The organism is Paenibacillus glacialis (genome assembly GCF_001637205.1).
Classification (GTDB): domain Bacteria; phylum Bacillota; class Bacilli; order Paenibacillales; family Paenibacillaceae; genus Paenibacillus_AQ; species Paenibacillus_AQ glacialis.
In genome coordinates, this window is record NZ_LVJH01000070.1 from 115,081 (window position 1) to 138,001 (window position 22,921).

The window sequence follows — 22,921 nt, forward strand, 5'->3', positions numbered from 1 at the left end:
TTAAAATTAATACATACCCCTTAGAATTTTATTGGCTAAACCCTGTGGGTTACCAATCTACCCTAAGGGATTTCATATATGTTGGTGGATATTATATATATTGAGTTTGTTACTAAACAAAACAAATTTCACTAAAACAAAGCTACAGGGCTAAAAGCTAACTTATCCATTCTGCTTAGCCTGTCCCGATGCAGCACGCAATGTATCAGCCAGTCTACCGATCTCCTTTTTATCCGATGCTGTCATAGCCGCACCCCATGCCGGCTTAAGATAATTATCAATGATTGCATTTGCGTCTTTTTTGTCCACTCTTGATATCTCCTCTTTGGAATAATAGTCTTGCAAATACTTCGTAGGCTCTACTACACCAGATTCTGTTGCCGTATAGCCATATGATGGTGAGCAAGCCTTGCGGATCTCATAATGAAGATGTGCGCCTGTTGAAACTCCAGTACTACCTTGAAGCCCCACCTTTTGACCTCTCTTTACCTTATCCCCAACCTTTATCGATGCAGCTGATAGATGGGCGTAACAGTGTAGATAGCCTTTCTCGTCCTTGATCGCTACTACGATGCCGTAGCCTCCGAATCCTGAACCTTTTGCACTCTCTTTAGCGTGGATAACTTCACCAGCAACAAATGCATACAACGGACCTGTGGAGGGTGTCGTTACAAGATCAACGCCCTTGTGAAACTTTGGTACTTTATACACTGGATGCATACGCATACCGAAAGGACTTGTTAATCTATAAGATTCAAATGGATTCATGATTGATCGCTCCCCTTTTTTTTAAAATAGCTATGACATCTTTGATCTGTTTCGGTAATGGCAGCCCCAAACGTCCGTAATTCTCCGTTATGGATATAAGTTCATTCGCCAAATAAAAATAAATGGCCCCGATCATAATTACATCAGAGCCAAACAAAACATCTAATCTATGAGCCAATATAACCACAAGCATCATAAGCCCTTTTTTTGCTAATCCCCAAAATCCAACTTTACTACTAAGCCCCTTGCCCTCCTTAATCGATGCTGCAAGACCTGTGCCGTAATCGATCACAATCGCAAGTAAGAAAAACGAAATCAGTTCTGTCCAACCTCCAAAAAAATAAGTCCCTATAGTCCCAAATAATGCTATACCCCACTTTAACGTTAAATCCAATCTTTCCATGCTTACCATCTCCCTTTTTGAAATACAAATAGCCCCCATAGTTATGAGGGCAAAATAAAAACACCTCGATGGGTGCTGTTGATGCTGTGTATAATCGTCCTAATGCGAATTAACGTTTTTTCCTCACCTATTTTCTAATTTACTAAATTCTTCATCTGTTGTTATAATAAACTTTAGTCTTAAAGGGGAGGTAGTACTAATTAAAAGTACAAATATTAAGTATTTACCAGCAATAGACCACATCCGTGCATACGCGGCATTACTAATTATTTTATACCATTCGCTCAATAACTTTTCTTACATAATCCTTTATAATAAGCCCTTTGAGTTTGATCATTGGATCTATTCCAATAATCCACTTAATACACTTATAATTGAGGGGCACACTGCTGTTGCACTTTTTATGGTGTTAAGTGGTTTTATTTTCACTTACGGATCAATAGGAAAAAAAATAGATTACATAGGATTTGTCAGAAATCGTTTATTACGCATTTATCCCTTATTTATTTTTCTTATTATTGTTGGTTTAAGTGTATACCCTCAAAATTTCTCATTCAGTTCGTTTCTTCAGACTGTTTTCGGTTTTGCAAATATGCCTAACTCTTTAAATCTTGGTCCATATTCTTCAATGTTCTGGGCTATTTCTGTTGAATTCCAATTTTATTTGATATTCCCCTTTCTTTTAAAGACAATGGAAACAGATAGGAAAAAAATACTAGCAATAGTTCTATTAGCTTTATTATTTAGATTCTCTGCATATTTCTATGATGCCAATTTGAGAGATCTATCATATTGGAATATGATTGGGAGAATTGATCAATTCATCCTTGGCATGCTTGCAGCAAATTACTACAAAAATTTAAAACCCAAAGGGGAAAAGTTGTTTAAAATTGCATTCATTCCTAGTGTAATTACTATGCTGTTGACTTTACTAGTTTTCAACAAACTAGGTGGATGGGTATCAGTTTCTTCTTGGAAAATTATTTGGCCTTCAATTGAAGGTTTAATGTGGGCATTTTTCTTGATTTCATATATTTTGATTTTCAATCACTATTCAAGCTACTTATCTAGATTAGTATCAAAGCTTGGTGAATTATCGTTCTCAATGTACCTAATTCATTCTATTGTCATTCAAGCTTTAATTAATAAGGGTTTATTTTTCACCTTTAGTACTAGTCCCTTTAAAAACGCAATACTGACTTCATTAATCATTGTTATACCAATTACCATCATCATTTCATTTATTACGTATAATACAATCGAGAAACCATTCTTAAAAATGAGAGGGAAGTATTTAAAATAATTAGTATTCAAAACACCTCAAATTTAATAGTTTTTGGTGTACCAAGAATTTTCAATTACTACATTCCTTCGACCCTTTTAATCATCTCCTTAATAATATATTTACTTAAGGAAACGTATTCGTCTCTATCCACAATTTTAAGTTTCATGATTTTGTTCCCTTGAGTGTAATCAACCTTGCCCTCTTTCAAGAACTTGGCGGTTACCGGTTCAAAAGTTATTGGTGATGATAACGCGGTGTTATTCTCTAAGTTATATTTGTCTATATACGAATCCCAACCACCATCTAGTATGCTGAGCAAAGGAGCAACCCACAAGTTGCGCATATCCTCTAAAAATAACGTCCCGTTATATTCATTATTCAAAAAACTTTCGAATGGAATGGTTTCTTTAATAAACCTGTAAAGAAACCATTTAAACAACGGTGATTCTGAATTAGTAAATAGTTCACTATGCTTTACTGTAAAATAAGAACTATTATCCCCATATGTCCATAGTCCCTCTTCAAAACAAGGTATCCAAAAGATAGAAAGCCCCGAGTTCATAACATTTAAGTAGGCCAACTCATCCAATTCAACGTTGTGTTCTTTATATGTCCCCTTGTAATCGCCTGCAAATATATATATTTTAGATACTTTTTCCCTAAACAAGTTTGGCTCTCTATTATACGCGGCTGAAATATCCCGTAGGCTTCCCACTGTAACAATTGTAGTTTTCTCTGGCGCTTGTTGAATTTCGCTTATTATATTTTGGATGTTTCTCTGTAAAAAACTGTGTGATTTCCATCCTCTATCTTTGTAGAAATAAGAATTCTCATTTAATCCAAGTGTATATTTTGTTGTTTCGCCTGTTATAATATCCAGGTTTTCAATAGCCGATGCTCCACCTCTTGTTGTTATTTGTTCATTACCATCGAGTATGATAGTGGAATCAATACCTTCTAAAGATTTCAGAGCTATCAAATCAAAATAATCGTCAAAATCCCCATCATTGAATAGATCTGTAGAATAGATAATCTTATTATCGGCAAATACCGAGGATGGGTAAAGGGAGAAAGGTGAGATAACACTTGTAAGAATCACTACCATTAAAAGCTTAATAAATTTATTCATAATTTTACTCTCCTTTGAATTATTAGTAACTAAATTAGCATGGATTGGTTTTTTATCCTTGTTGTGTTGACAGATTTTTTAATTTATTAATAACATTACTATCTTATTGCGCCCCCCCCCATGCTACTTCTTCGGCCGTCGTTCCGCTTGGCTGACTCCCAGATTTACCAATTGTACTTGCAGTTGTACATTGCAGTGCAATTGAGTTTCCTGTCCCGCTGTTTTCTTCACTGAAACAGACACTTAAATACTGAATGCTTATTGCAGAAGTTGTTTTATTCGAAATTTGGCAATTCGATATTTGAACCGCGTTACTGCTATTAACCAGGACACCATAAGGAGATATACTCACCATTTTTAAGGATACTAAATTAATTCTCTTAGAGTTCATATAAACAAATGCAGGCATGCCATCTACGCTAGAAATTACTTCAAATGATGTCACACTAATGGTTATTGAATTATCATAAATATTCAAACTATTTATTTTACAATTCGGACCATTTAGCTCCAATCCTGATCGACCGCTGAACCCTACAAATGATATGTCCTCAGCGTAGTTACCTGCGATTACATTAATAATTATCCTATTAGCAATAAATTTAGGTAATTTATTTATGGCAAATTGTATGGTTTTAAAGGGGTTTCCGCTGGTCCCATCTCCTGTTGTATCGTTACCCGTAGTTGCTACATAGAAAATAATATCAACTGTTGTTTGTTTCACTGTTTCCGCCTTATGCGTAGTAAGAGAGTCATTTACAGTCTTAAGAGCCTTGGGTGTAGCTGCCTCTGTCTCTGACGCGCTATTCACAGCGCTGTTCAGTTGTGTGATTCCTTTAACTGTTAGTGATGCATCAGGAATAACAATATCTTGAACATCTTCCCGTAATTCTCCTATAGCGCCATCGATCTTATCCCAGTTGTCATTGAGCATAGTTTTGATATTAAATGTGTCATTACTGTCTATTACCGGGTCCTTTTTTAGCAATCCTAAATTTGGTGTATTACTAGGCAATAGCTTCACCTCCTGAAAAATTTGATAATGTAATCTGTTGTATTTGGTTAAGTGTCATCACGTTGTGTATTTCACGTATTAATAGAAAGCGGAATTTATATTCAAGTGCCATGTGTGCGGGTTTGATATCCTCTAATGCTTGTTTTAGATCGTCTATGTTAGGGGGAATACCCAAGGAATCAATGAACGTAATAACGATCGTATAATGAGGCATATCCACGGCTACATTAACCGTTCCGCCATCATAGGCTTGAGCAACATTCTTGATCATAGAACCAGACACCTTACCACTACCACGCATCTTAGATATAATTACGGACCGTCTTTGATCTGCTGGCTTTGTCTTATCAACTACGATTTGTAAATCCCTTTCATAGCGACCTAGGAACATAGTTGATGTCTCGGGATACGATTCATTCAAGAGTGTTTCGATGTCCGAATACAGCCTATCAAACTCCACACCTTCTGTGGCTGTCAGAACATCCATTTCTACGATTTCATCATAGTAATCAGGTAAGTGTTCCCTTAATCTCTCAACGGCTGTCATGACACGTTCACCGTGCCCAAGACTGCAACGGAATCCATTGGAATCTGAATATTTTGCGTTCCTCCGTTTACAAGCAAATTCGAATAGTCGATAACTGGAGGTATCCCTAAGATGATGCTTTGAATACGTGTGTACCTCATTAGCGGATCATTAAAAGCCAAATCTTTCAGATATTCCTTAGCACCAGTTTCTAACTGCTCTTTAACTTGTGCAATACTAGCTCCAGCAGCAAGAACAACGGTAACTGATACGTTAATCGGAACCTCTGAGGCTCCCACGATTGATACCTTAACCCCGATGAGTGCAGCGCCTTCGCCCATCCCATCCTGATTAGGGTCAATATATTTCTGAACTGCGCTGACGATAGCGAAAGCAGGAGTGCGCATATCATTATCTAATATGACCACCTTCACGGTGCCCTCACCATTCCAAATTTGAAACGCCCTCGCCCTTCCTACTCCTGGTATCTCCCTAGCCCATAACTCATACTGGTACCTATTGCCCGACGTAATTGGACGTGAGATTCTTTCTTGGTAGTATTCATAGAGCGACTCATCTGTTTCGGTATCTTGCCCTGCTACAAGTAGTTCAGTAATTTCCCCACGCCCAAGATCGTTAATGTAATCAATCGGGATAATTGCACCAAAATGACGATTACCTTCTGATCCTCGGTTTCACACTCTAGTCGGTAGTTTCCTAATGAGAGTTTGCCGATTGTCTTGTAATTCAGCTCCCCCAGTGAGAATCGGCTACCAACAGGGATATCTAATAACGTATTACTGGCGTTGTAAAACAAACCTCTTAATTGCGCCTTACTAGATTTCTTCCGTGCGACACCTGACCACGCGATAGCCCGATCTAAATATTCACCTGTAGCTGTATCTGGGAACCGAAGACTGGAATTTATATCTAGCTCAATATAGGCTTGTGCTAGTTCTACAGCAGCAGGAGCTAAGGCATCATAGATAATACTTCCTTCCCTTTTGTCTATACCGTCAGGTACTCTGTCTAACATTCGTTCTAATATGTTTTCAAAGGTTTGGTCCTCATACACCGTTCCCCAGCTCCTTTGTTTCTTGATATCGTCCGAATTCTGATTCGACCGTAAAATGAACCAATGCGTTATCAAGTTCATAGGCGAATTTAAAGCCTGTTACAGCCACGATTCGATCATCTTGGGTTAATGCTTCCTTCACCCATCGTTCCACCTCAGATTCAAATACAGAGCGTCCACGGCTGGCAGATAGATCCACCTCACTACCAAAGTCGTTACTGTAAATGAGATGCTCAAAACGAGTAGTTGAAAGAATCTTGAACACAACTTGTTTGATTGCATCCAGTCCGTCAATCGTTTGACTGCTGATCCTTTTGTTAACTAGATCAAGCTTATATGTCCTACTCGGTAGGGCAACCGGTTCTAATTCTTCATCCGACATTTCGAAATCGCTATGTGGGATCATCCACTCACTACCTTGTCCATCACTACGAATTGTTGACCACCCTGTACACGCAGCAGGATCACTTTATCACCACTCTCCAACCCTTTCCTGATCACTATCTTATTTAGTAATGATTCATCGGTATCAGATAGGCCAATGACTGCATGGACGTGTTTTAAATCTATCTCAAAGCGTCCCATTGATTCGGGAACAATTAAAAAAGCCTCTGTCAAAATTAGGCGCTGATCCACACTAATTTCTAAAGGGCTTATTGATAAAACCGTTCCAAACATTACAGCTGTTGGGTTACTATTCTTGAACACCTCTAATGCTGCTTGCTTGATAACTTCCAGCATCATACCAACCTCAATTCCAATGACATCGTGTGATTAGATTCGATATTTTTATGTGAACATTCGTCCACTAGAAAAAACTTGTTGATGCCAAAACGTTCAATATAAACATTTACGTATATTCCAGCTCTTAACCTCAAATCTCCGATAGCTTCAATCTTCATTGATCCTTCATTGATCTAGTTTCTCGATTCTTTCAGTGTATTTGATAGGTTATGACTTGAATAAATCCGGACAAGACTACGACGGTCTTTACAAAGCAATCCAGAGTTTCGGATCTTGGTGCCATGTACTGGATTCTACTTGGGTCGTTTGGGCAAATTCTGCACAAGAGGTACAAGCAAGAATCCAGCCACATATAGACAGCAATGATACATTCTTCATCGTAAGGATCACTACCGGTTATGTCGGTTGGCTACCTGAAAACGTTTGGGAGTGGGTTCATAAATTGGTCATTTAGCCTCTCACACTATTTATTCTAAGAAGCGCTGGTACATACCTCTGAATCCAGCGCTTCTGTGTTTTCTAAAACCACTATTACTGCCGGACCTTTAATTGTGACTCCGGCTACTTCTGCATCAATCTTACAGTTCGTCCCTTTAGGGATTACAATTGTTTGAGACGTACTCACATCTATCACATCCTCTCTCAAATTAAAAATAAAAGCCGCCTATTGGCGACTTATTTTAAGTTAATCAACTTTAATTTCTTTTATCACTTGATCTAACCTACTCTTAAAGTGATCGTAATTATCAGGGATTTTTTTAGAGATTGATGATATTCTAGTACTTGTAAAATGGGTGATTTTTTGCATATTAGACAAAGTATTTATAAGTTCGTTAAGTAAAGACTCAGGATATCTCTCTATCTCTAATGCTTGATCAATAGCTTGACAAAGAAAGAAAACTTGGTTTTCAGGCACTCCCTTAATACTATGGATTAATGATGTATTCTCAAACGTATCAACTTTGATGTGCTTCATTTCCTTTCTTAAGCTGTTTTCTTTCTCTTCAACCTCTAATTCCATCACTCTATATTGAGCTTGAAATTTAGCATCTAAGTCTTTTATCATAGCTTGCAAAATTTCTGTTTTCGCTTGAAATATCTCGTTTTTTTCATCTATCTTTTTTATAATCTCATTAAAAATTTGTTCCTTCAGATTATCAAATCTTTCTTTCATTTCTGAAATAGATTGATTGGTGGCTTCTTCATTATTTTTTAGAATTTCTTGTTTTATTGCCTCCATACCCACCTTATTAGTTCGTTGGCTACTAAATACGTTAAGACCAACTACAGTAGCAATTGCCGTCGCTAAACCTCCAAGAGCCCAATAAATTGTATTGAGTATTTTTTCGTTGTAATCCTTCTGGTCCTCATACAATTGACGATAATAATCAGCGCTTTCGATTTTAACTAAATTATTATTTAATTGCGTTTTTTCGGCCTCTGTGGCAGCCTCGGCATTACTAATACTTAAAAACAAAAATACAATACTAAAAATTAATAATGTTAACGTACATGACTTTTTCATTACTACCTCCCATAAACTGTTCATTTATGAGGATTTTCGACATTATGTTGGTATTTCCTCCTTATTTAATGTTTTAAAAAAAACAAAAAGCCGTCCATAAGACCTCTACAGGATTCGAACCTGCACATACCATTAGATCATAATATTATTTGCGCTGATCTTAACCACATTCTTAGCCCTGTATCTGATCTCAAACCAAATGCAGTGCTCCTTGAGGTCAATCAGGTATTCTTGGACAAATGTTTTTTGCTTGCCGTCAATCCAATTACTATCAACTCCTTATAGATAATCATGGAACCTTTTATATCTCCAAACGTTTATATCATTAACTATGATATTACTTCGAGGTGAAAAGGTAATGAGTTCAATCGTACCAATTGCATGTGCTGTACTGGCTTTATTATTTTCAGTGGCAGCCTGCTACCCATTGTTCTCAAGATTATTTTGGGTTCGAAAAATGCTAACAAAACCATATAAAATTTATAAACAATCTCCTGTCCCATCTTCACCTGTATTAAATAAAGCCTATCAATTATCAGAAGAATCCCGATCATCTTTAGAATACTATGTTGTAGAATTTGATAAACGTTCACTCTCAGATCTCGTTTTCGAAATACGATTAAAATCACAATTTCAAAATGGACATGCACATTTAGTGAATTATTTGACAGTCAACATAATTCCACTTTTTTCCTTACTCATTGCATCCTTCGCTTTATTTGCTAACATGGTACCTCCAAACCAGTTAGTGGGGGTATTAGGATTTACTATTATCATCATAGTTGCGATAGTTCTTGTTGTTCTTCTTGATTACACTGATAAGGTCTTCGTTCAGGAACCAATAAACAAACATCTTATCGTGATAGAAAAAGCTTTGAGTATTAAAAATAATGAACAACCACAATCATTAATGCCTACCAACAACAATGGCACACAAAGTCGGATCACACTTATACGAAACGGCAGAAGAAAGAGACTTAAACGCTATTAGGCTTTTACAACGGCTAATAAAAATGCCACTCCCGAAAGAGTGCAGCAGCTAAACGGCATAAAAGCCTTGCAAACTGCACTCTTTCAATTCTTGCACAATATCATAGTATCACGTGTAGACTGAACAAAAAATGCCCTCTTTTTGCCCTGACTTCGAACTTACTCGAATCGGATCCCATCAACGCCAAAAATCAATACCGTCAAGGCTTTAACGGAACAATTGATGTCCTTGTACACCGTACGAGTATCAATTTTATGCCCTTCGGCCAAACTTTCAGCAGTTAATTTTTCATCCGAAATGTACATCGCATGAATGATTTGGTATAGCCTTAGGTCTTCTGGCTGTCCTGACTGTTCGCACATCCCCTTATATACTTCAAGCATTCTTTGTAAAAATCGTACCATTGCCAGTGTGCGCTTCTTGCTTCTCTTTATTGCCGCGACAGCAAAGTCTTCGTCATATATATCATCAACTGCTTCAGTCTTATCTAGTAAAGATATCTCTTCTTTCAGATCCTCGCTACGTGCAACGAAACCTCTGTAGTTTTTTTACAATAGTTTGGTATTTCTAAGGCGCCAATCCTGCTTAGCCTTAACTTGTTTTAGCTTTTCTTTTTCAAGATGTTCTATGGCAACTCGTGCAGCAATCTCAGCAATTTGTGTTTGATTCATTCGTCTTTTCCCCCTCGATTAAGCGTTCGATATACCAACGTGCTTTCTGTAAGTCCTCAACGCCGTTTTTCATCTTCCAGCGCCATAGGTATTTGATAGCTGCTCCTGTGTTGTAAGCCTCTGCTCCTGTCAGATCAGTGGTCGCCGCCTCTATCGCATCAATACACTCAACACCGCCTGCGGTGTAATGGGGTGGATGGTTTACGTTATCAACTACCTTCGTCATATGCTCACTCCTCAATATTTTCAATTCTCGCTTTTACGGCTGCCATCAAAGCATCTTGTCCGGCCGCTTTACCTTCAAGTGCGGCTATCACGTCCTCATCCATGGTACCTTCAGTGATTAAGTGGTGGATGATCACGCTTCGTTTTTGCCCTTGTCGGTGAAGTCTGGCATTAGCTTGTTGATAGAGTTCCAAGCTCCAGTTAAGACCGAACCAGACAATTACATTCCCACCATCTTGCAAATTGAGTCCATGACCTGCAGAAGCAGGATGAACGGCTAAAAGTGAAATCTCTCCTGCGTTCCAATCTGCGATGTCCTGATTACCGTTTGCCCCTTTACGCAAGGTTTGGGCTTGCTTAAACCTTTGCTGGATACGCTCTAGGTCGTGCTTGTAGCTGTAGAATACTAAAACCGGATGACCGTTAGCAGCTTCGATGATATCCTCCAGTGCGTCCAGCTTGGCATCATGGATATGCTTGACTCCTCGATCTTCGTCATACACAGCTCCATTTGCCATCTGCAGTAACTTGTTGGATAACATCGCCGCGGTATTTGCTACAACATCCCCATCTAGGAAGGGGAGAAGCAAATCCTTTTCTAACTATTTATACTGGTCCCTAGACTTCTCATCCAACATTACAGGTACTACCCGATCAATCCGATCAGGCATATCCAACCAATCATCAGCTTTCATACTTACTGCAATATCGCTGATAACCTCTTATATCCGTTGTTCAGCTTCTTGCTTTTCCTTCCACTCGTAAACAACATGGCCACTCTTCGATCCTGCAGTAAAATACCGATCTCGATAACCAGTGATTGTCTTGCCAAGCCTTTCACCCTGATCTAACAGATAGATCGGGGCCCATAGATCCAGTAATCCATTGGGTGCTGGGGTTCCTAGCGCTTCCACCGCTGCAAGGCGGTTTACTATACATAAAAATAGAACATGCGTTTGTAGGGAGGAAGAAAAATGGCAAGTGGGAGTATAGAAAAAAGAGGTCCGAACAGTTGGCGACTCATTGTTGAGGCCGGAGATTCTGGTGTACGCGATAAACAGACAAAGACAATTAAGATTGATGACAAAGCACTATTGCGAACAACCAAAAAGCTACAAGAATACCTGGATGGTGAGCTGCACACCTTTAAAAAAGAAGTGGAGTCTGGAGAATACATTAAGCCACAGAAGATGACTCTGGATCATTTTTTTGAAAATGAATGGAAGCCGAAATATGCGGCCAATACGGATAATCTATCCCCTTTATCCTACAAAACTTATCAGACCTACTATGCGTCACATCTCAAAGATAAACTAGGTCACAAAGAATTAGGTGTCATCAAAACGATACACCTAGTTACTTTTATTAATGATCTCTCAAAACCAGAAGCACGTAAAGACGGAAAGGACAAGCCGCTTTCCCCAGGTACAATTCAATATATTTATCGGATACTGAAAAACATCTTACAAAGAGCAACCGAATGGCAGTTTATCAAAGCCAATCCGATAATTGGAGTCAAGCGACCTAAAGTTGTACAGACAGAGAGTGCGTACTACGACGAGGATGAAGCGAAAGTGATTATTGCTGCCCTATATGATGAGCCACGAAAGTGGAGGCTATTAATTCTTGGGGCCATGATCGGAGGTTTCCGCCGCGGCGAACTGGTCGGTTTAGAGTGGAAAGATATCGATTTAAATAACGGCACGATGGATGTAGTTAATAGCATATCCTTAACTGAGAAAGGTAAGGCGATTGAGAAAGGTCCAAAAAACAAGAGTTCGAAACGGACAGTCACTCTTCCGGACTGGTACATGGAAGAGTTAAAAATTCATCGTAAAGAATGGATGAAGGAGATGTGGGAAGCCAAAGAACTGAATATCTGGAAAGGTGAAGAACGCGAGTATGTCTTTCATGGGGGATTCGGGAAACCCTATTACCATTCATATCCTTACAGATGGTGGAGCCGATTCACAGAAAGACGTGGTCTGAAAAAGATAAGGTTCCATGACCTGAGGCATAGCTGCGCTACATTACTTATTGAAGCTGGAGCATCTATGAAAGCTATCCAAAAACAATTAGGCCATGCCCGTGAACAAACCACATCAGACATCTATGCTCACGTCACTAAAAAACTCAGCCGTGATACTGCTGAAAAGTTCAACAAATTCTCCCCGCAAAACCTTCAATTGAACACCACAAATAAGTCCTCCATAAAATAATTCTTGGGGACGAGTTGGGGACGGATTGGGGACGAGATTCATTTTTCCACCCTATTTATCGCTAATTCTCATTCGAGGTTACATCCCAAGAATCCATTTGTACCAAGGTTTTTATAGGTTCACTCGTTTACACAAGGGCTAATACTTCACTTTGACAGGGTAGGGGTCGTAGGTTCGAATCCTACACAGATCATTGCTAAAAACCCTTGTGTATCAAGGGTTTTTCTGCTTTTTATGAGACACTGCACATATTGTGAATTGACCTGTTGACGCTAAAAAATTTGAGAACATATGTGAAAGTATGTAAATAAACATAAAAGATGATGACACAGAGAAAGCTATAACTCTGTAACATCATCTTTTATTTGACTTACTAAATTTACTAAATATCCTCTATTCATTAGTATTCTGAGTTTATCAGGTTTTTTAAATCCTAGATTGTATGGATCATGACTTTCATAAACTCTTGTACCATATTTGATTTGTTCGTCCCACCAAACTAGAAACTCTTCCCGCTTGGACAACACCGTACTTCCAATTCTAAAACAAGGAATTCCACCGTACTCCGGATTAATCCCAAGAAACTGATATATACGATATTTAGAAAGCCCTGTATACTCCACAATGGAGAGATAATTAACCAGAGTGGCAGAAGCATTCACAGCCTCTAACCGTGCCAAGATCAGAACGAAAGAAGGTCCTACGTGGGTGCCTTTTGCAGATGATGTTTCGAGGGTTATAACTATGTTTCGTTAACACACTAAGGCCCCGCCAGTGTTTGTCCTGTGGGGCCTTACCATATAAATAAGAGGTACCTTTATAGTAGGTAATGAACCTTAAAGGGAGATTATATTGAGGTTAGAAGTAGATAAAAGCTCTGTTCTCTATATATTATTCTACTATTCATCTATTTCTAGATTCTTAATTATATAGAAATCAAAGAAGACCACTTTGGCTTATGCCTCGGTGGGTCTCTCCTTCGCACTATCGTGTCCCGTCGTATTATGGCAAGGTTCGGTGCTTACATATAAAGCAACATCAATATTCATTTGGGACATCATGTAAATGAAGATTATCATCTGCTCTGGAAAAGTTTCCTTACCCAAATAAAAATACCCCGCCGACCAATTAAGGTTAGTGAGGTATTTTTACCGATGTTTTCGGATTGCATAACGATGCTTCCGTATATGTTAGGACTAATATAATACATTTGAGACAATCTGTTAATTTACTACTATTTACTGCGTATTAATTTAGATACAGAACGTTTTAGTGATAATAACCAGCAAAATGAACAATACTAATATTGCTGCTGTACTTCCACCAACACCGCAACATCCGCCAAATCCACCAACAACTTCACCCAATGTAATTCCTCCTTTTAATTAGAGTACACCTTACTATATGGATAAATATTAAATGGAGATTGGGTTTAATGGTAAGGAAGATTCAGCCTTGAAATATGCTCTGTGGTGATTTTTGTTGCTGCGGAAAAGTTTCCTTACCTGAACAAAAAAATACCCCACCGACCAATTAGGCTAGTGGGATATGATTTTCACTATTGGGAAATGTTTCATGTTAAGATATTTAATACTGTGCTACTATGCAATTGAGGGGCATCTCCCCCTCATAATACCCATTCAGCTAAACGCCTTCGCGTCCTGTTGAGTGGGTATTTATTATTTATGAGATAGAGTTATCAACATGTACCATTAACGCACTAAGGCCCCGCCAGTGATTATGGTCAAGACCCCAAATTATAGACATTCGAAAAAGACCCTAAGTTAAAAGCTGATGTCGGTACTCAACCGGCGTTAGCTTTTTCAGATTTCTTTGAGGCCGATCTTGATTATAAAAACGAATGAATTCTTCAATTTTCCTTTGTGCCTCGTCTAAATTCTAATGTGATATAGGTAGTGTCCTTCCGTTTTGAGATGCGAGAGGAAGCTCTCCATCGAGGCATTGTCATAACAATTGCCCCGGCGAGACATGCTGATTTGGGCACCAACCTTTGGCAGCATGTCGTGAAAAGCGTAGGACGCGTGTACTGGAACCCTTGATCGCTATGGACGAGCTCATTATCGTTTCTCCGGCTCATATGGTAAGCCACAATCTCATTCCTTAATAGCCGAGAGATAGATCCAAGTGTTTCATACACGATATTGTGTCACATCCGTGACCCATTTTTTGTTCGGTGCATCTGCCTTGAAATCTCGTTTTAATATATTCTTTGCTACCTGATTTCCTGTATAAGAGACGTAGTTACAACGATGTTTACGACGGATCTGTGATCGAATTCCTATGACTTGCAGCATGAGTCTTAACACCTTTTTATGATTCATCCAAACCTTATGATCTTGAAGCATGACTAGTTGGAGCTGGCGATAGCCATAGACACCATTGTAGTGTTCGTATACCTTCTTGATGAGAGCCTTATCCTCTGCATTTCGATCACCATTCTTCCGCTTCAAGAAGGTGTAATATCCACTTCTGGAGACACCAAAGAGTTTACAAAGTTCGGTAATACTGTATTTCTCGGATGCTTCCTTAATGGCTGAATACTTGAGAATATCACCTCTTGCATCCAGATTTCCAAACACTTTTTTAACATCTCATTCTCCCGTTTTAGCTTTTGGACATGTCTGTCCTGATCGATATATTCTTCGCGGCGGCCCCTCTGATCTAGCAGTCCAAATTCACCTAGTTCACGATATTTCCTCATCCATTTCTTAACTCGATCTTTATTGAATCTCAAAATGCCCTGTAATTCTACGATACGTCCATCTTTCCTCCACATGCAGCCGAATAGCTTCTTTCTTAATTTCATCCGAGTAAGATTTGAACCTTTGTCCTTTGATTGCCATAAAAATGCACCCCCTAGAATTTCATCGGCTAAACCTGAGGGTTTTTCCAATGTCTATTCTAAGGGGTTCACTTCATATGCCTCTGTGATCTTTTCATTGTTGTTGATTGATTCAATGAAGCAGACATCCGCTCTAGCGAGTAATCATATTTCCCTGCTCTAGCTCACTACTTATCTCACTATTTTTTCTCCTTGTTTTAAAAGTGTTTCATAATCATAGTTTTCTTTAATTTCTTTAATTTTATTTTCAATTACAGAAACATCATTTATTTTAAAGTATGTGTTTAATATTTCATATTGTGTTTTTCCTGGTTTAGTTGAACTATCTTCAATAGCTTCTTTCCATGGAATATTTGCTTTATCCATAATTAATTCAAGAGCTGAGCCAGTCTCATACCGCATACTTCTCTCTAAGAACCTTGGAGACTCTGCTTGTCCATTGGCAATAAAATCGAATGCTTGTATAAAAGTGACGTGATAAGGCTCCTCTTTTTTTGCAAGCACCATAAGATTTCCGCCAGTTAATTGACTATAACGATATTCTAAGTATCGCGCTGAACCTTCTATCGCTTCTGTTTTTGTTTCACCAATTAATTGTGGCCATTTTTTATAACGATAATTACGTACTAAGGTCCAATCATATAAAACTTGTTTAATCGTTTCATAATCATTATTCATCATTGCCTTATCTAATAGTTTGAATTCCAATCCCATTAACGCATAGTTTTCTTTATTTATAGGATAATCAGGAATGTACTCTGCATCATTTGCGTCATATGTCCATTTTTTTTGTTTATAAGCATGAAAAGACTCATGTAATAAAAAAGAAGAAAAATCAAAATATAAATCTGGATCACTAAACATTTTAGGGTAATATTTCAAGTGAAATATTTCTGTGTTATTAATATTTAGTGTCCCGAAATTCCCAGGAGCCCACGTAGAAATGGTTTTTAAATCAAAATGATTTAACCGATATACCTTAGGTAAATGGAGATGATTAGGAACTTCTATTTCCTTTGCAAATATACTATTTTCGATTTGCTTTACATTAATTGCAAAAGCTTCTTTCCGTATGAATCCATTCGATTTATTGCTACGAATAAGAATTAACGGTTTTTTTTCAAAATGATAATCTTCATTCCAAAGCTTGTCACTGGATTGTTCAAAATTAATATATATAGCTGATAACTCCATTAACATGCTCTGATCCGTTTCATTTAACGACTCAAACTTCGTATGATAATTTTTATTCAAAATTATGCTAACCAACATAATCCCTACATATACCAATAGTACAATTAGAATTACTTTTAAAAGTTTTTTCATCTTACACTCCTTTTCCAATGTCACAATTCTTAGGATGAGATTTACTTGCTTTCCGACAGACTTTGCTCATTGAGGCTCCCCGCTGTCAAGTGGACAGTATAACATTTTTCACTTCGCAAAGGGATATACCAATAATTAGTAACTGACCTTGTGTTATTATCCATTTCCGAGGTATTTATACTCTCTCTATAAGTTTTGCAGTAGTTGATCGCTTTGCTTATTAATGCCTTAAATTGCTTATTGGATTTAAGGTGGTATTCCGCAAAAAAACTTCAAGTATCAGCGAATACTTATTGTTACAACGTAATCGATAATTTTCAGCCTCATAGCGTTATGCATGGTCCGGACGACATTTATGGAATAAAGTGACCGAGTAAGGAGAATGAGTTTTTATTCTTTCTCCTTCTTTTACTTCCCCAAAGCAAATTCCAACAGCATTTCGTTAGGATCCACACCAATCTTTCCAGTCTTAAGATATTTACTTACAATCCATTATTTTCCATTACCGTACATAAGGATTTCATTTTTCAGCATCTGGCTGGCTTATCTCCTCCCAATGCTTCATCAATCGTCATGACCTATTGAATTTTTCCTGATAGGTCCTTCTACCATTTCCCACTGTTGAGGATGACGGTTAAGTAAGCAAGCAAGAGAACGAAAGTGAACGTGAGGTATGAGGGGAAGGTCAGTTGCCAATCCATCCATATCGTCTTTCTTCTTCTCGGACTGGCGATCGCTGATCATCGATAAAGCCCTGCTCTAATGGTCTTCCAACCGTTTCTGATCCATAAACAAGGTGTCCTGGATGGTCTCACTGTTTTCACTAAACGTAAAAAGGTCCTGCTAGCTAAATCTAGCAGGACCCTTTCTATATAATTATAGGGGATGCCTTTATATTATGCGATGAACCTTAAAGGGAGATTATAGTGAGGTTAGTATTAACTAAAAACTCACACCTTTTAGCGTTTGCGCCGTTTTTCAAAATATTGCAACTTATCTATTAATGGATCGGGCCATTCTAATATAAGTGTGCCTTTTCCCTCTAATAGCAATGCTATAATCCATAATATTCTCAGGATTAGCCGTTTTATACCCAGCATCGCCAATGTGATGCATATCTGTTCCGGTCATTTTGCACATGAGGGCGATTTGTTTTATCGTGTCAGAGTCAGCATCTTCTTGAGAGGTGCCTATGGCGGTCAGGGTTAAAGCTCCAAGACTATGTGCGTATGTAACTAGCTCTTTAATGTATTCCATCGTAATACCTGGAACTGTTCCTGGTGCAGGTATTAATATAATATTGGCACCTGCTTCAACAAATTCCTTGATATCAGCTTTGGTGATAATATTTTCTCCCGCTTCCTTGAGTGATCCAGATGCATGCATTTTGCCCGCAACTAGAATTATTTTATCTCCCAAAATGGCATCTATCCCTTTCAAGGAACTTGTAATAGCCTTATTAGAAACTCCCGTGCCTGGATTACCAGTTAAAATAATCATATCTGCTCCTAGTTCATAAGCAGTCTTAGCCGTATCAGTAGTAGCAAGCCTACCCTGTGATATCGCTGTAAATTCACCTATAATCTCTTGTTCATTATCTACCGGCTCTAAATTAACCCCTATCAACCTTCCAGTCAATCTTTTAATCTCTTTAATTACATTTGGTTTCTCAACATTTGGAATTCCATTAAATATAGGCTCATAAACATCGAACATATTTAACAGTAAAATATCTGCACCAAAGGCTGCCGCAAGTTCCGCATTACTAATGGCATGCAGTGTAGGATTATACAGTCCAATGATTTCCGATACTAAGACTCTACCTTCACTAGCAACAATAGAATCTAATATATCTATCTTTTTCATTTCTATAAAATCTGAAGCGTTACAGTCTAATATACGTTTTGTCATGATAATACCTCCAATAATTTTTGGGAATAAAATAGGCAATAGCAGAAAAGGATATCCTTCTCAGCTATTGCCCATTCAATGGTAACACGCTGTATACTTAAGATATGTAATTGAATTGAATTATAAGTTCATTTGTAAAAATTGTCAATAGAGATAGGTGGCTCAGTAATAAAACATTTACCCTTGTTCATGATTTTCATTCACCGTACATAAGGATTTCATTTTTCAGCATCCGGCTGGCTTATCTCCTCCCAACGCTTCATCAATCGTTATGAACTGTTGCATTTTTCCTGATAGGTCCTTCTACCATTTCCCACTGTTGAGGATGATGATGAAGTAAGCAAGAGAACGAAAGTGAACGAACTGTATGGGAAATATCATGATCCTTGTTTGTCTCCTAAGTACAACCACCGATATTAAAATGTGCTATATAACTTACGCAAAAGCCCCGTCAATCCCTACTATTATAAAGAACTGAAATTAGAAAATGAGTTGAAAACTAAGATTAGAAACAGATAATGAATTTTGCATCGTTTACGTTGACTTCTAATACAGCCGGTTCCTTTTCAATTCCCATTGCTACTGTTGTAGGAGAGACGACACTGGCAACCATTCAATTAACGCTTGATAATGTGAATGATGCTGCCTGACTGAACGCAACGATTGGGGCCAGTTCGGCTGTTAATAGTACATTAACTTACAGAATCTACAGAAATGCTGTTGTGGTTGGCACGGGGATCCTCTCTGCTTTCAACGAAATTGAAGGTACCTCTTTTGAAAACACTGTTGTTACTCCCGTTTCACATGTGGACTATCCGCTTGTTTGTGGGTCCTGTAACTTATATCCTAACCGCACAGGTAACCATTCCTAGGAGTTCTTCTACTAGAGAGAACACGATACAATCTCAAAATGTAGCAATAACAACAGAAGATACAGTCCATTTATTTACAGCGTAGGGTCATTAATTCAAATCCAGTACAGACAATCAAGACTTACAACAATAGGGATTGGTATACTCAGTCCCTTTTTATTTAATTGTGGTCACATACGAACACGTTTCCTAATGCCGTAAGCATATTTTAGTTGCTCCTTTATACTATAAGGATTTTTAGGCATAGAAAAACCCACCCGAAGGTAGGCTTAGGCTTGAAGAAATATGTTTATATTTACTCTGACATATTTGTCAACACACCATTGGTAAAAAAAAGATAATCGTCTGATCCACTATCATTTTCATATACCCACATAGAAGTTGTTCCCCATGAATAAGTATCACTTGTTTGACGTGTATACACTCCCCATGATAAATACACCATTTCTTCGGTCATACCAATACTTACAATCGTTTTCTTAATTTCATTCCAATGCTTCTGAGAGTATTTAAATCGTTTAAAAGGACTATCCACAAAAAAACTTATTTTGGAACCGTCATCTTTGATTATTGCTACAAGATTTCTTCCCTTATGGATCAAATAAACGTTTATGTAATCTGAATCCTCATTTCTTTTCACAGCTGTTACGTCTACCTCTACTAAATTGTCTATACCATCATATATAGGATTTCCTGATAAATCTTCAACATATACATTAGTAGTCCATAGCCATGCCCTACCTACTATTAAATCCTGGAACCTCTCATAAATATCATTAATCATAATCGTTACACTTACTTTATCCGTATTAACAACGATAGATTCTAAGTATTGCCCACCCAAATATGTAGTACCGTAGTTTACGGAAACCCCTAACTGAAAAGCACTCTTCACCAGTTGTAAAGGTATCATTAATTTGCCATCGATAATTTGAGAAGGTATATTAAAAAATGTCTTAACATTATTAATGTTTGCATATTTAGAATTGACCTGTATCTGAACATTCGTATTTAAATAACTTAATGTAATTTCTTTCTTTTCATTGATTACTAACTGTCCTCCGATTTCTTTCATAAATTCTGCTGCAGGTATTAAGGTCGTATTTTTGATAATAACACCACTGCCTTTTAATACTGAAGACTTGGTTTGTTCTGCTGATACCACTCCGTTAAAGACAATACTACACACTATTAAAACCCCAATAATACTAAATATAAACTTCTTCATTTGTACCCCCAATAATAAATTTTCCTAATCATACCATTCTAAGATTAATAGGTATATAGAATCCGTAAACCGAAAGGGTTGTGATCCAAGAGCAATAACGAGATACTAATTGAAAATCACCCTTTGAAAAGTGCCTCTGTCAATCTTAGTCTTCTATTGATATTTCAGCCCTGATCATGAGTCGTTAGACTTTCCTTCCTCCGGAATTAAGACAATGTGATTCATATTTATATGCCTCTATCCCTTCAACTATCTCTATTATCTTTCATTAACATTTTACCGATAATATTAATGTACATAATTTAATTTACTAGGAGGAAGAAACCTTGGACATTGCTGCACTTTCAATGGTTATGGCTCAAAGCAACTTAAAACAAGCCGTTGGTATCTCAGTTCTCAATATGTCAAAAGAACAAGCTGGTGGAGATGTTCAAGCTTTAGTTAAAATGATGGAGCAGAGCGTTCAACCAAATTTAGGCGGCGCTATCGACATCAAAGCCTAGTACGTCGTTTGGAGAGGCATTCTGCCTCTCTACTCTTTTTGTACGTCTATATTTCAAAGTATAATTTACAGCTTTTTTACATCTATAGATTAAAGATAATCTCAGTTCAATAAAGTAAGTTACTCTCTGATTTAGTGGATTTCCACCTTCCCTCCTTGGGCGCCAGTCATGGAAGTTACATGAACGTTCGGGGATAAATACACATAGCGGTAATGATAAAAGTCAAAACACATCAATATGTTTCCTAAAGATGTACATACCTGCTACAGCTCACATGAAGGCATCAAATCTATAGCAGATTAAAGAAACAAGTGTCATGGGTGAGAAAGCTAATCCGACATGAATTTTTGACCGATGAGGAACAATCTAAAGTCGGGACGACATCAATTACTACTACAACAGATCATCAAACTGAGTAATCCTACAATCGAGCAGCTCTAAACCATAATCAGTACTTACAGAAAACAATGGGGATTTCAAACCCTAAAAAGGAGATCTGCCATTGGCAGAGCCCCTTAGATATCAATTTTTCCTACAATTACACCCATAGTGCTTTAGTGATGATTACTAACAATATAAACAATACTAGAATCGCGCCTGTAGATCCACCTAAACCAAATCCTCCGACTGGACAACAACCTCCAGCGATTGGTCCAACATTTGGTCCAACGTTTGGTCCAATGTTATTTCCACAACCATATCCTCCCAATACTTCACCCATGATTAATTCCTCCTTTATTTGTCTACACCGTAGTCTATGTTTAATACTCAAAATGGGATGGGCTATCTGGTAAAGAAATATAAACTTCTTGATTACTGTATCCTGCTGTTGATATAGGTTAAATCCCCGAGGTCTTAAAGCAAGCAGATTTAAAAAGGACTCTACTACCAATCTGTAGAGCCCTCATAAAGGAAAGGATAATAATAGCTTACATTAAATCCATAAAGCTTTAGTAATGATAACCAACAAAATAAACAAGACTAAAATTGCACCTGTGTTGTTGAACACTCCACCGCCATATCCACCTACAACTTCACCCATGTTTAACGCCTCCTTTTTATAAGGTACATACTATCTTATGTACAATGCGGAATAAGGCACGGGCTTGTTGGTAACAAAAATTCCACGTTAGATTTCATTAACATCATCTTCAAAAAATTAAAATACCCTAAAGTGATATATATTAATATTAACCAAACCATGGCTTTAACAGAGGAAATGTTATCAATGAACACTTAAGGATATTCGTTGAGAGAAACCCAAATCCTTGAATAAAATCGAGTATACCGTCTTATCTGATGATCTAGTTCATTCCTCCATACAAAAGGACACAAGAGTACGTTCAAGAGGAGGATATTCCTTTCCTACATAAACACAAACATAAAAAAACAGGCTAGCCCTTATACTCAGGTAGCCTGTATTGCTAGCTAACTATAAAAATGTATCCCTTAAAGAATAAATGTTTTAGTAATAATAACCAATAAGATAAACAATACTAAAATTGCAGCTGTTGATGTTCCAAGTCCTCCAACAAAACCTCCCATATGCAATTCCTCCTTTTCTGGATTATACAGTAGCTTATGTTTGGAATTGATTATGGCAAGGGCTCTTTGGCAAAGAAATGAAATCATCATCTTATTG

The 22,921-nt window shown here is 37.6% G+C and carries 33 protein-coding genes and 1 pseudogene; 5 read left to right on the top strand and 29 right to left on the bottom strand.

Annotated features, from left to right (window positions below; genetic code table 11):
- Window positions 1-162: 162 nt before the first annotated feature.
- Window positions 163-768, bottom strand: coding sequence for a M23 family metallopeptidase (locus PGLA_RS29475; protein ID WP_068537601.1), 606 nt, complete (start codon window positions 766-768; stop codon window positions 163-165).
- Window positions 755-1,171 carry a phage holin family protein gene (locus tag PGLA_RS23305; RefSeq protein WP_211269615.1) on the bottom strand — a complete coding sequence of 139 codons (417 nt, stop codon included), beginning with the start codon at window positions 1,169-1,171 and terminating at the stop codon, window positions 755-757. The genes PGLA_RS29475 and PGLA_RS23305 overlap by 14 nt, the downstream gene beginning before the upstream one ends.
- Before the next feature lie 232 nt (window positions 1,172-1,403).
- On the opposite strand from PGLA_RS23305, the gene PGLA_RS23310 reads away from it, so the two are divergent.
- The gene (locus PGLA_RS23310; protein ID WP_281197461.1) at window positions 1,404-2,474 is read left to right on the top strand and encodes an acyltransferase family protein; all 1,071 of its coding nucleotides are present in this window, start codon (window positions 1,404-1,406) and stop codon (window positions 2,472-2,474) included.
- A 58-nt stretch (window positions 2,475-2,532) separates the two neighbouring features.
- Here PGLA_RS23310 and PGLA_RS23315 read toward each other — a convergent pair whose 3' ends face one another.
- From PGLA_RS23315 to PGLA_RS23345, 10 genes are all read right to left on the bottom strand, one after another.
- A complete protein-coding gene (locus tag PGLA_RS23315; protein ID WP_068537603.1) occupies window positions 2,533-3,585 on the bottom strand; it encodes a hypothetical protein in 1,053 nt (350 codons plus the stop codon).
- A 103-nt stretch (window positions 3,586-3,688) separates the two neighbouring features.
- Window positions 3,689-4,600 carry a tail fiber protein gene (locus PGLA_RS28675; protein WP_068537604.1) on the bottom strand — a complete coding sequence of 304 codons (912 nt, stop codon included), beginning with the start codon at window positions 4,598-4,600 and terminating at the stop codon, window positions 3,689-3,691.
- The gene (locus PGLA_RS23325) at window positions 4,593-5,147 is read right to left on the bottom strand and encodes a putative phage tail protein (protein ID WP_068537605.1); all 555 of its coding nucleotides are present in this window, start codon (window positions 5,145-5,147) and stop codon (window positions 4,593-4,595) included. The genes PGLA_RS28675 and PGLA_RS23325 overlap by 8 nt, the downstream gene beginning before the upstream one ends.
- Window positions 5,144-5,785, bottom strand: a complete 642-nt coding sequence (locus PGLA_RS29625; protein ID WP_342671709.1) for a baseplate J/gp47 family protein — start codon at window positions 5,783-5,785, stop codon at window positions 5,144-5,146. The genes PGLA_RS23325 and PGLA_RS29625 overlap by 4 nt, the downstream gene beginning before the upstream one ends.
- Entirely contained in the window at window positions 5,725-6,201 is a 477-nt protein-coding gene (locus PGLA_RS29630) for a baseplate J/gp47 family protein (protein ID WP_342671705.1), read from the bottom strand. The genes PGLA_RS29625 and PGLA_RS29630 overlap by 61 nt, the downstream gene beginning before the upstream one ends.
- Window positions 6,194-6,607, bottom strand: a complete 414-nt coding sequence (locus PGLA_RS23335) for a DUF2634 domain-containing protein (RefSeq protein ID WP_068537606.1) — start codon at window positions 6,605-6,607, stop codon at window positions 6,194-6,196. Before PGLA_RS23335 ends, PGLA_RS29630 begins: the two co-directional genes overlap by 8 nt.
- On the bottom strand, window positions 6,604-6,945 hold the full coding sequence (locus PGLA_RS23340) for a DUF2577 domain-containing protein (protein WP_342671706.1): 342 nt from the start codon (window positions 6,943-6,945) through the stop codon (window positions 6,604-6,606). The genes PGLA_RS23335 and PGLA_RS23340 overlap by 4 nt, the downstream gene beginning before the upstream one ends.
- Entirely contained in the window at window positions 6,942-7,103 is a 162-nt protein-coding gene (locus PGLA_RS29880) for an XkdQ/YqbQ family protein (protein WP_425415416.1), read from the bottom strand. The genes PGLA_RS23340 and PGLA_RS29880 overlap by 4 nt, the downstream gene beginning before the upstream one ends.
- Window positions 7,104-7,417: 314 nt before the next feature.
- On the bottom strand, window positions 7,418-7,570 hold the full coding sequence (locus PGLA_RS28260; protein WP_161487988.1) for a hypothetical protein: 153 nt from the start codon (window positions 7,568-7,570) through the stop codon (window positions 7,418-7,420).
- A 60-nt stretch (window positions 7,571-7,630) separates the two neighbouring features.
- A complete protein-coding gene (locus PGLA_RS23345; protein WP_068537608.1) occupies window positions 7,631-8,470 on the bottom strand; it encodes a hypothetical protein in 840 nt (279 codons plus the stop codon).
- 358 nt (window positions 8,471-8,828) lie between these two features.
- On the opposite strand from PGLA_RS23345, the gene PGLA_RS23350 reads away from it, so the two are divergent.
- Window positions 8,829-9,461, top strand: coding sequence for a hypothetical protein (locus PGLA_RS23350; protein WP_068537609.1), 633 nt, complete (start codon window positions 8,829-8,831; stop codon window positions 9,459-9,461).
- Between the two features lie 158 nt (window positions 9,462-9,619).
- Here PGLA_RS23350 and PGLA_RS29255 read toward each other — a convergent pair whose 3' ends face one another.
- The 4 genes and pseudogenes from PGLA_RS29255 to PGLA_RS23365 all read right to left on the bottom strand — a co-directional run.
- Window positions 9,620-9,865, bottom strand: a complete 246-nt coding sequence (locus PGLA_RS29255; RefSeq protein ID WP_245700283.1) for an HTH domain-containing protein — start codon at window positions 9,863-9,865, stop codon at window positions 9,620-9,622.
- A gap of 144 nt (window positions 9,866-10,009) precedes the next feature.
- On the bottom strand, window positions 10,010-10,132 hold the full coding sequence (locus PGLA_RS29480; RefSeq protein ID WP_281197453.1) for a hypothetical protein: 123 nt from the start codon (window positions 10,130-10,132) through the stop codon (window positions 10,010-10,012).
- On the bottom strand, window positions 10,110-10,358 hold the full coding sequence (locus tag PGLA_RS23360; RefSeq protein ID WP_068537610.1) for a DUF3310 domain-containing protein: 249 nt from the start codon (window positions 10,356-10,358) through the stop codon (window positions 10,110-10,112). The genes PGLA_RS29480 and PGLA_RS23360 overlap by 23 nt, the downstream gene beginning before the upstream one ends.
- 4 nt (window positions 10,359-10,362) lie before the next feature.
- Window positions 10,363-11,259 (bottom strand): annotated as a pseudogene (locus tag PGLA_RS23365) (helicase-related protein); the annotation flags it as partial.
- 72 nt (window positions 11,260-11,331) lie between these two features.
- Here PGLA_RS23365 and PGLA_RS23370 point away from each other — a divergent pair.
- A complete protein-coding gene (locus tag PGLA_RS23370) occupies window positions 11,332-12,576 on the top strand; it encodes a tyrosine-type recombinase/integrase (RefSeq protein WP_068537611.1) in 1,245 nt (414 codons plus the stop codon).
- A gap of 338 nt (window positions 12,577-12,914) precedes the next feature.
- Here PGLA_RS23370 and PGLA_RS23375 read toward each other — a convergent pair whose 3' ends face one another.
- From PGLA_RS23375 to PGLA_RS23400, 9 genes are all read right to left on the bottom strand, one after another.
- The gene (locus tag PGLA_RS23375) at window positions 12,915-13,256 is read right to left on the bottom strand and encodes a hypothetical protein (protein WP_161487989.1); all 342 of its coding nucleotides are present in this window, start codon (window positions 13,254-13,256) and stop codon (window positions 12,915-12,917) included.
- Window positions 13,257-13,829: 573 nt separating this feature from the next.
- Entirely contained in the window at window positions 13,830-13,943 is a 114-nt protein-coding gene (locus PGLA_RS27690; RefSeq protein ID WP_145939656.1) for a sporulation protein YjcZ, read from the bottom strand.
- A gap of 412 nt (window positions 13,944-14,355) precedes the next feature.
- A complete protein-coding gene (locus PGLA_RS29885) occupies window positions 14,356-14,451 on the bottom strand; it encodes an IS3 family transposase (protein ID WP_145939664.1) in 96 nt (31 codons plus the stop codon).
- Between the two features lie 275 nt (window positions 14,452-14,726).
- Window positions 14,727-15,047, bottom strand: a complete 321-nt coding sequence (locus PGLA_RS27700) for an IS3 family transposase (protein ID WP_161487990.1) — start codon at window positions 15,045-15,047, stop codon at window positions 14,727-14,729.
- Complete coding sequence (locus tag PGLA_RS29260; RefSeq protein WP_245700332.1) at window positions 15,044-15,373, bottom strand: helix-turn-helix domain-containing protein; 330 nt, start codon at window positions 15,371-15,373, stop codon at window positions 15,044-15,046. The genes PGLA_RS27700 and PGLA_RS29260 overlap by 4 nt, the downstream gene beginning before the upstream one ends.
- Window positions 15,318-15,440, bottom strand: a complete 123-nt coding sequence (locus PGLA_RS29485) for a hypothetical protein (RefSeq protein ID WP_281197468.1) — start codon at window positions 15,438-15,440, stop codon at window positions 15,318-15,320. The genes PGLA_RS29260 and PGLA_RS29485 overlap by 56 nt, the downstream gene beginning before the upstream one ends.
- Window positions 15,441-15,610: 170 nt before the next feature.
- On the bottom strand, window positions 15,611-16,765 hold the full coding sequence (locus PGLA_RS23390) for a hypothetical protein (RefSeq protein WP_068537613.1): 1,155 nt from the start codon (window positions 16,763-16,765) through the stop codon (window positions 15,611-15,613).
- A gap of 564 nt (window positions 16,766-17,329) precedes the next feature.
- Window positions 17,330-17,509 carry a hypothetical protein gene (locus PGLA_RS23395; RefSeq protein WP_068537614.1) on the bottom strand — a complete coding sequence of 60 codons (180 nt, stop codon included), beginning with the start codon at window positions 17,507-17,509 and terminating at the stop codon, window positions 17,330-17,332.
- A 249-nt stretch (window positions 17,510-17,758) separates the two neighbouring features.
- Window positions 17,759-18,676, bottom strand: a complete 918-nt coding sequence (locus PGLA_RS23400) for a DUF7916 family protein (RefSeq protein WP_068537615.1) — start codon at window positions 18,674-18,676, stop codon at window positions 17,759-17,761.
- 518 nt (window positions 18,677-19,194) lie between these two features.
- Between PGLA_RS23400 and PGLA_RS29490 the strand changes: the two genes are divergently transcribed.
- On the top strand, window positions 19,195-19,326 hold the full coding sequence (locus PGLA_RS29490; protein ID WP_281197454.1) for a hypothetical protein: 132 nt from the start codon (window positions 19,195-19,197) through the stop codon (window positions 19,324-19,326).
- 517 nt (window positions 19,327-19,843) lie between these two features.
- On the opposite strand, the gene PGLA_RS23405 is transcribed toward PGLA_RS29490, so the two are convergent.
- Window positions 19,844-20,776, bottom strand: a complete 933-nt coding sequence (locus tag PGLA_RS23405) for a stalk domain-containing protein (protein ID WP_068537616.1) — start codon at window positions 20,774-20,776, stop codon at window positions 19,844-19,846.
- Between the two features lie 326 nt (window positions 20,777-21,102).
- Here PGLA_RS23405 and PGLA_RS27195 point away from each other — a divergent pair, with 326 nt between their 5' ends.
- Window positions 21,103-21,279 (top strand): YjfB family protein, encoded by a 177-nt coding sequence (locus PGLA_RS27195; RefSeq protein ID WP_084411457.1) that lies wholly within the window; start codon window positions 21,103-21,105, stop codon window positions 21,277-21,279.
- Between the two features lie 538 nt (window positions 21,280-21,817).
- Here PGLA_RS27195 and PGLA_RS29890 read toward each other — a convergent pair.
- The 3 genes from PGLA_RS29890 to PGLA_RS27200 form a co-directional block, all read right to left on the bottom strand.
- Window positions 21,818-22,000 (bottom strand): hypothetical protein, encoded by a 183-nt coding sequence (locus tag PGLA_RS29890; RefSeq protein ID WP_068537617.1) that lies wholly within the window; start codon window positions 21,998-22,000, stop codon window positions 21,818-21,820.
- Between the two features lie 213 nt (window positions 22,001-22,213).
- On the bottom strand, window positions 22,214-22,321 hold the full coding sequence (locus tag PGLA_RS28680) for a YjcZ family sporulation protein (RefSeq protein WP_211269616.1): 108 nt from the start codon (window positions 22,319-22,321) through the stop codon (window positions 22,214-22,216).
- Window positions 22,322-22,728: 407 nt separating this feature from the next.
- Window positions 22,729-22,824 (bottom strand): sporulation protein YjcZ, encoded by a 96-nt coding sequence (locus PGLA_RS27200; protein WP_084411459.1) that lies wholly within the window; start codon window positions 22,822-22,824, stop codon window positions 22,729-22,731.
- Window positions 22,825-22,921 lie beyond the last annotated feature (97 nt).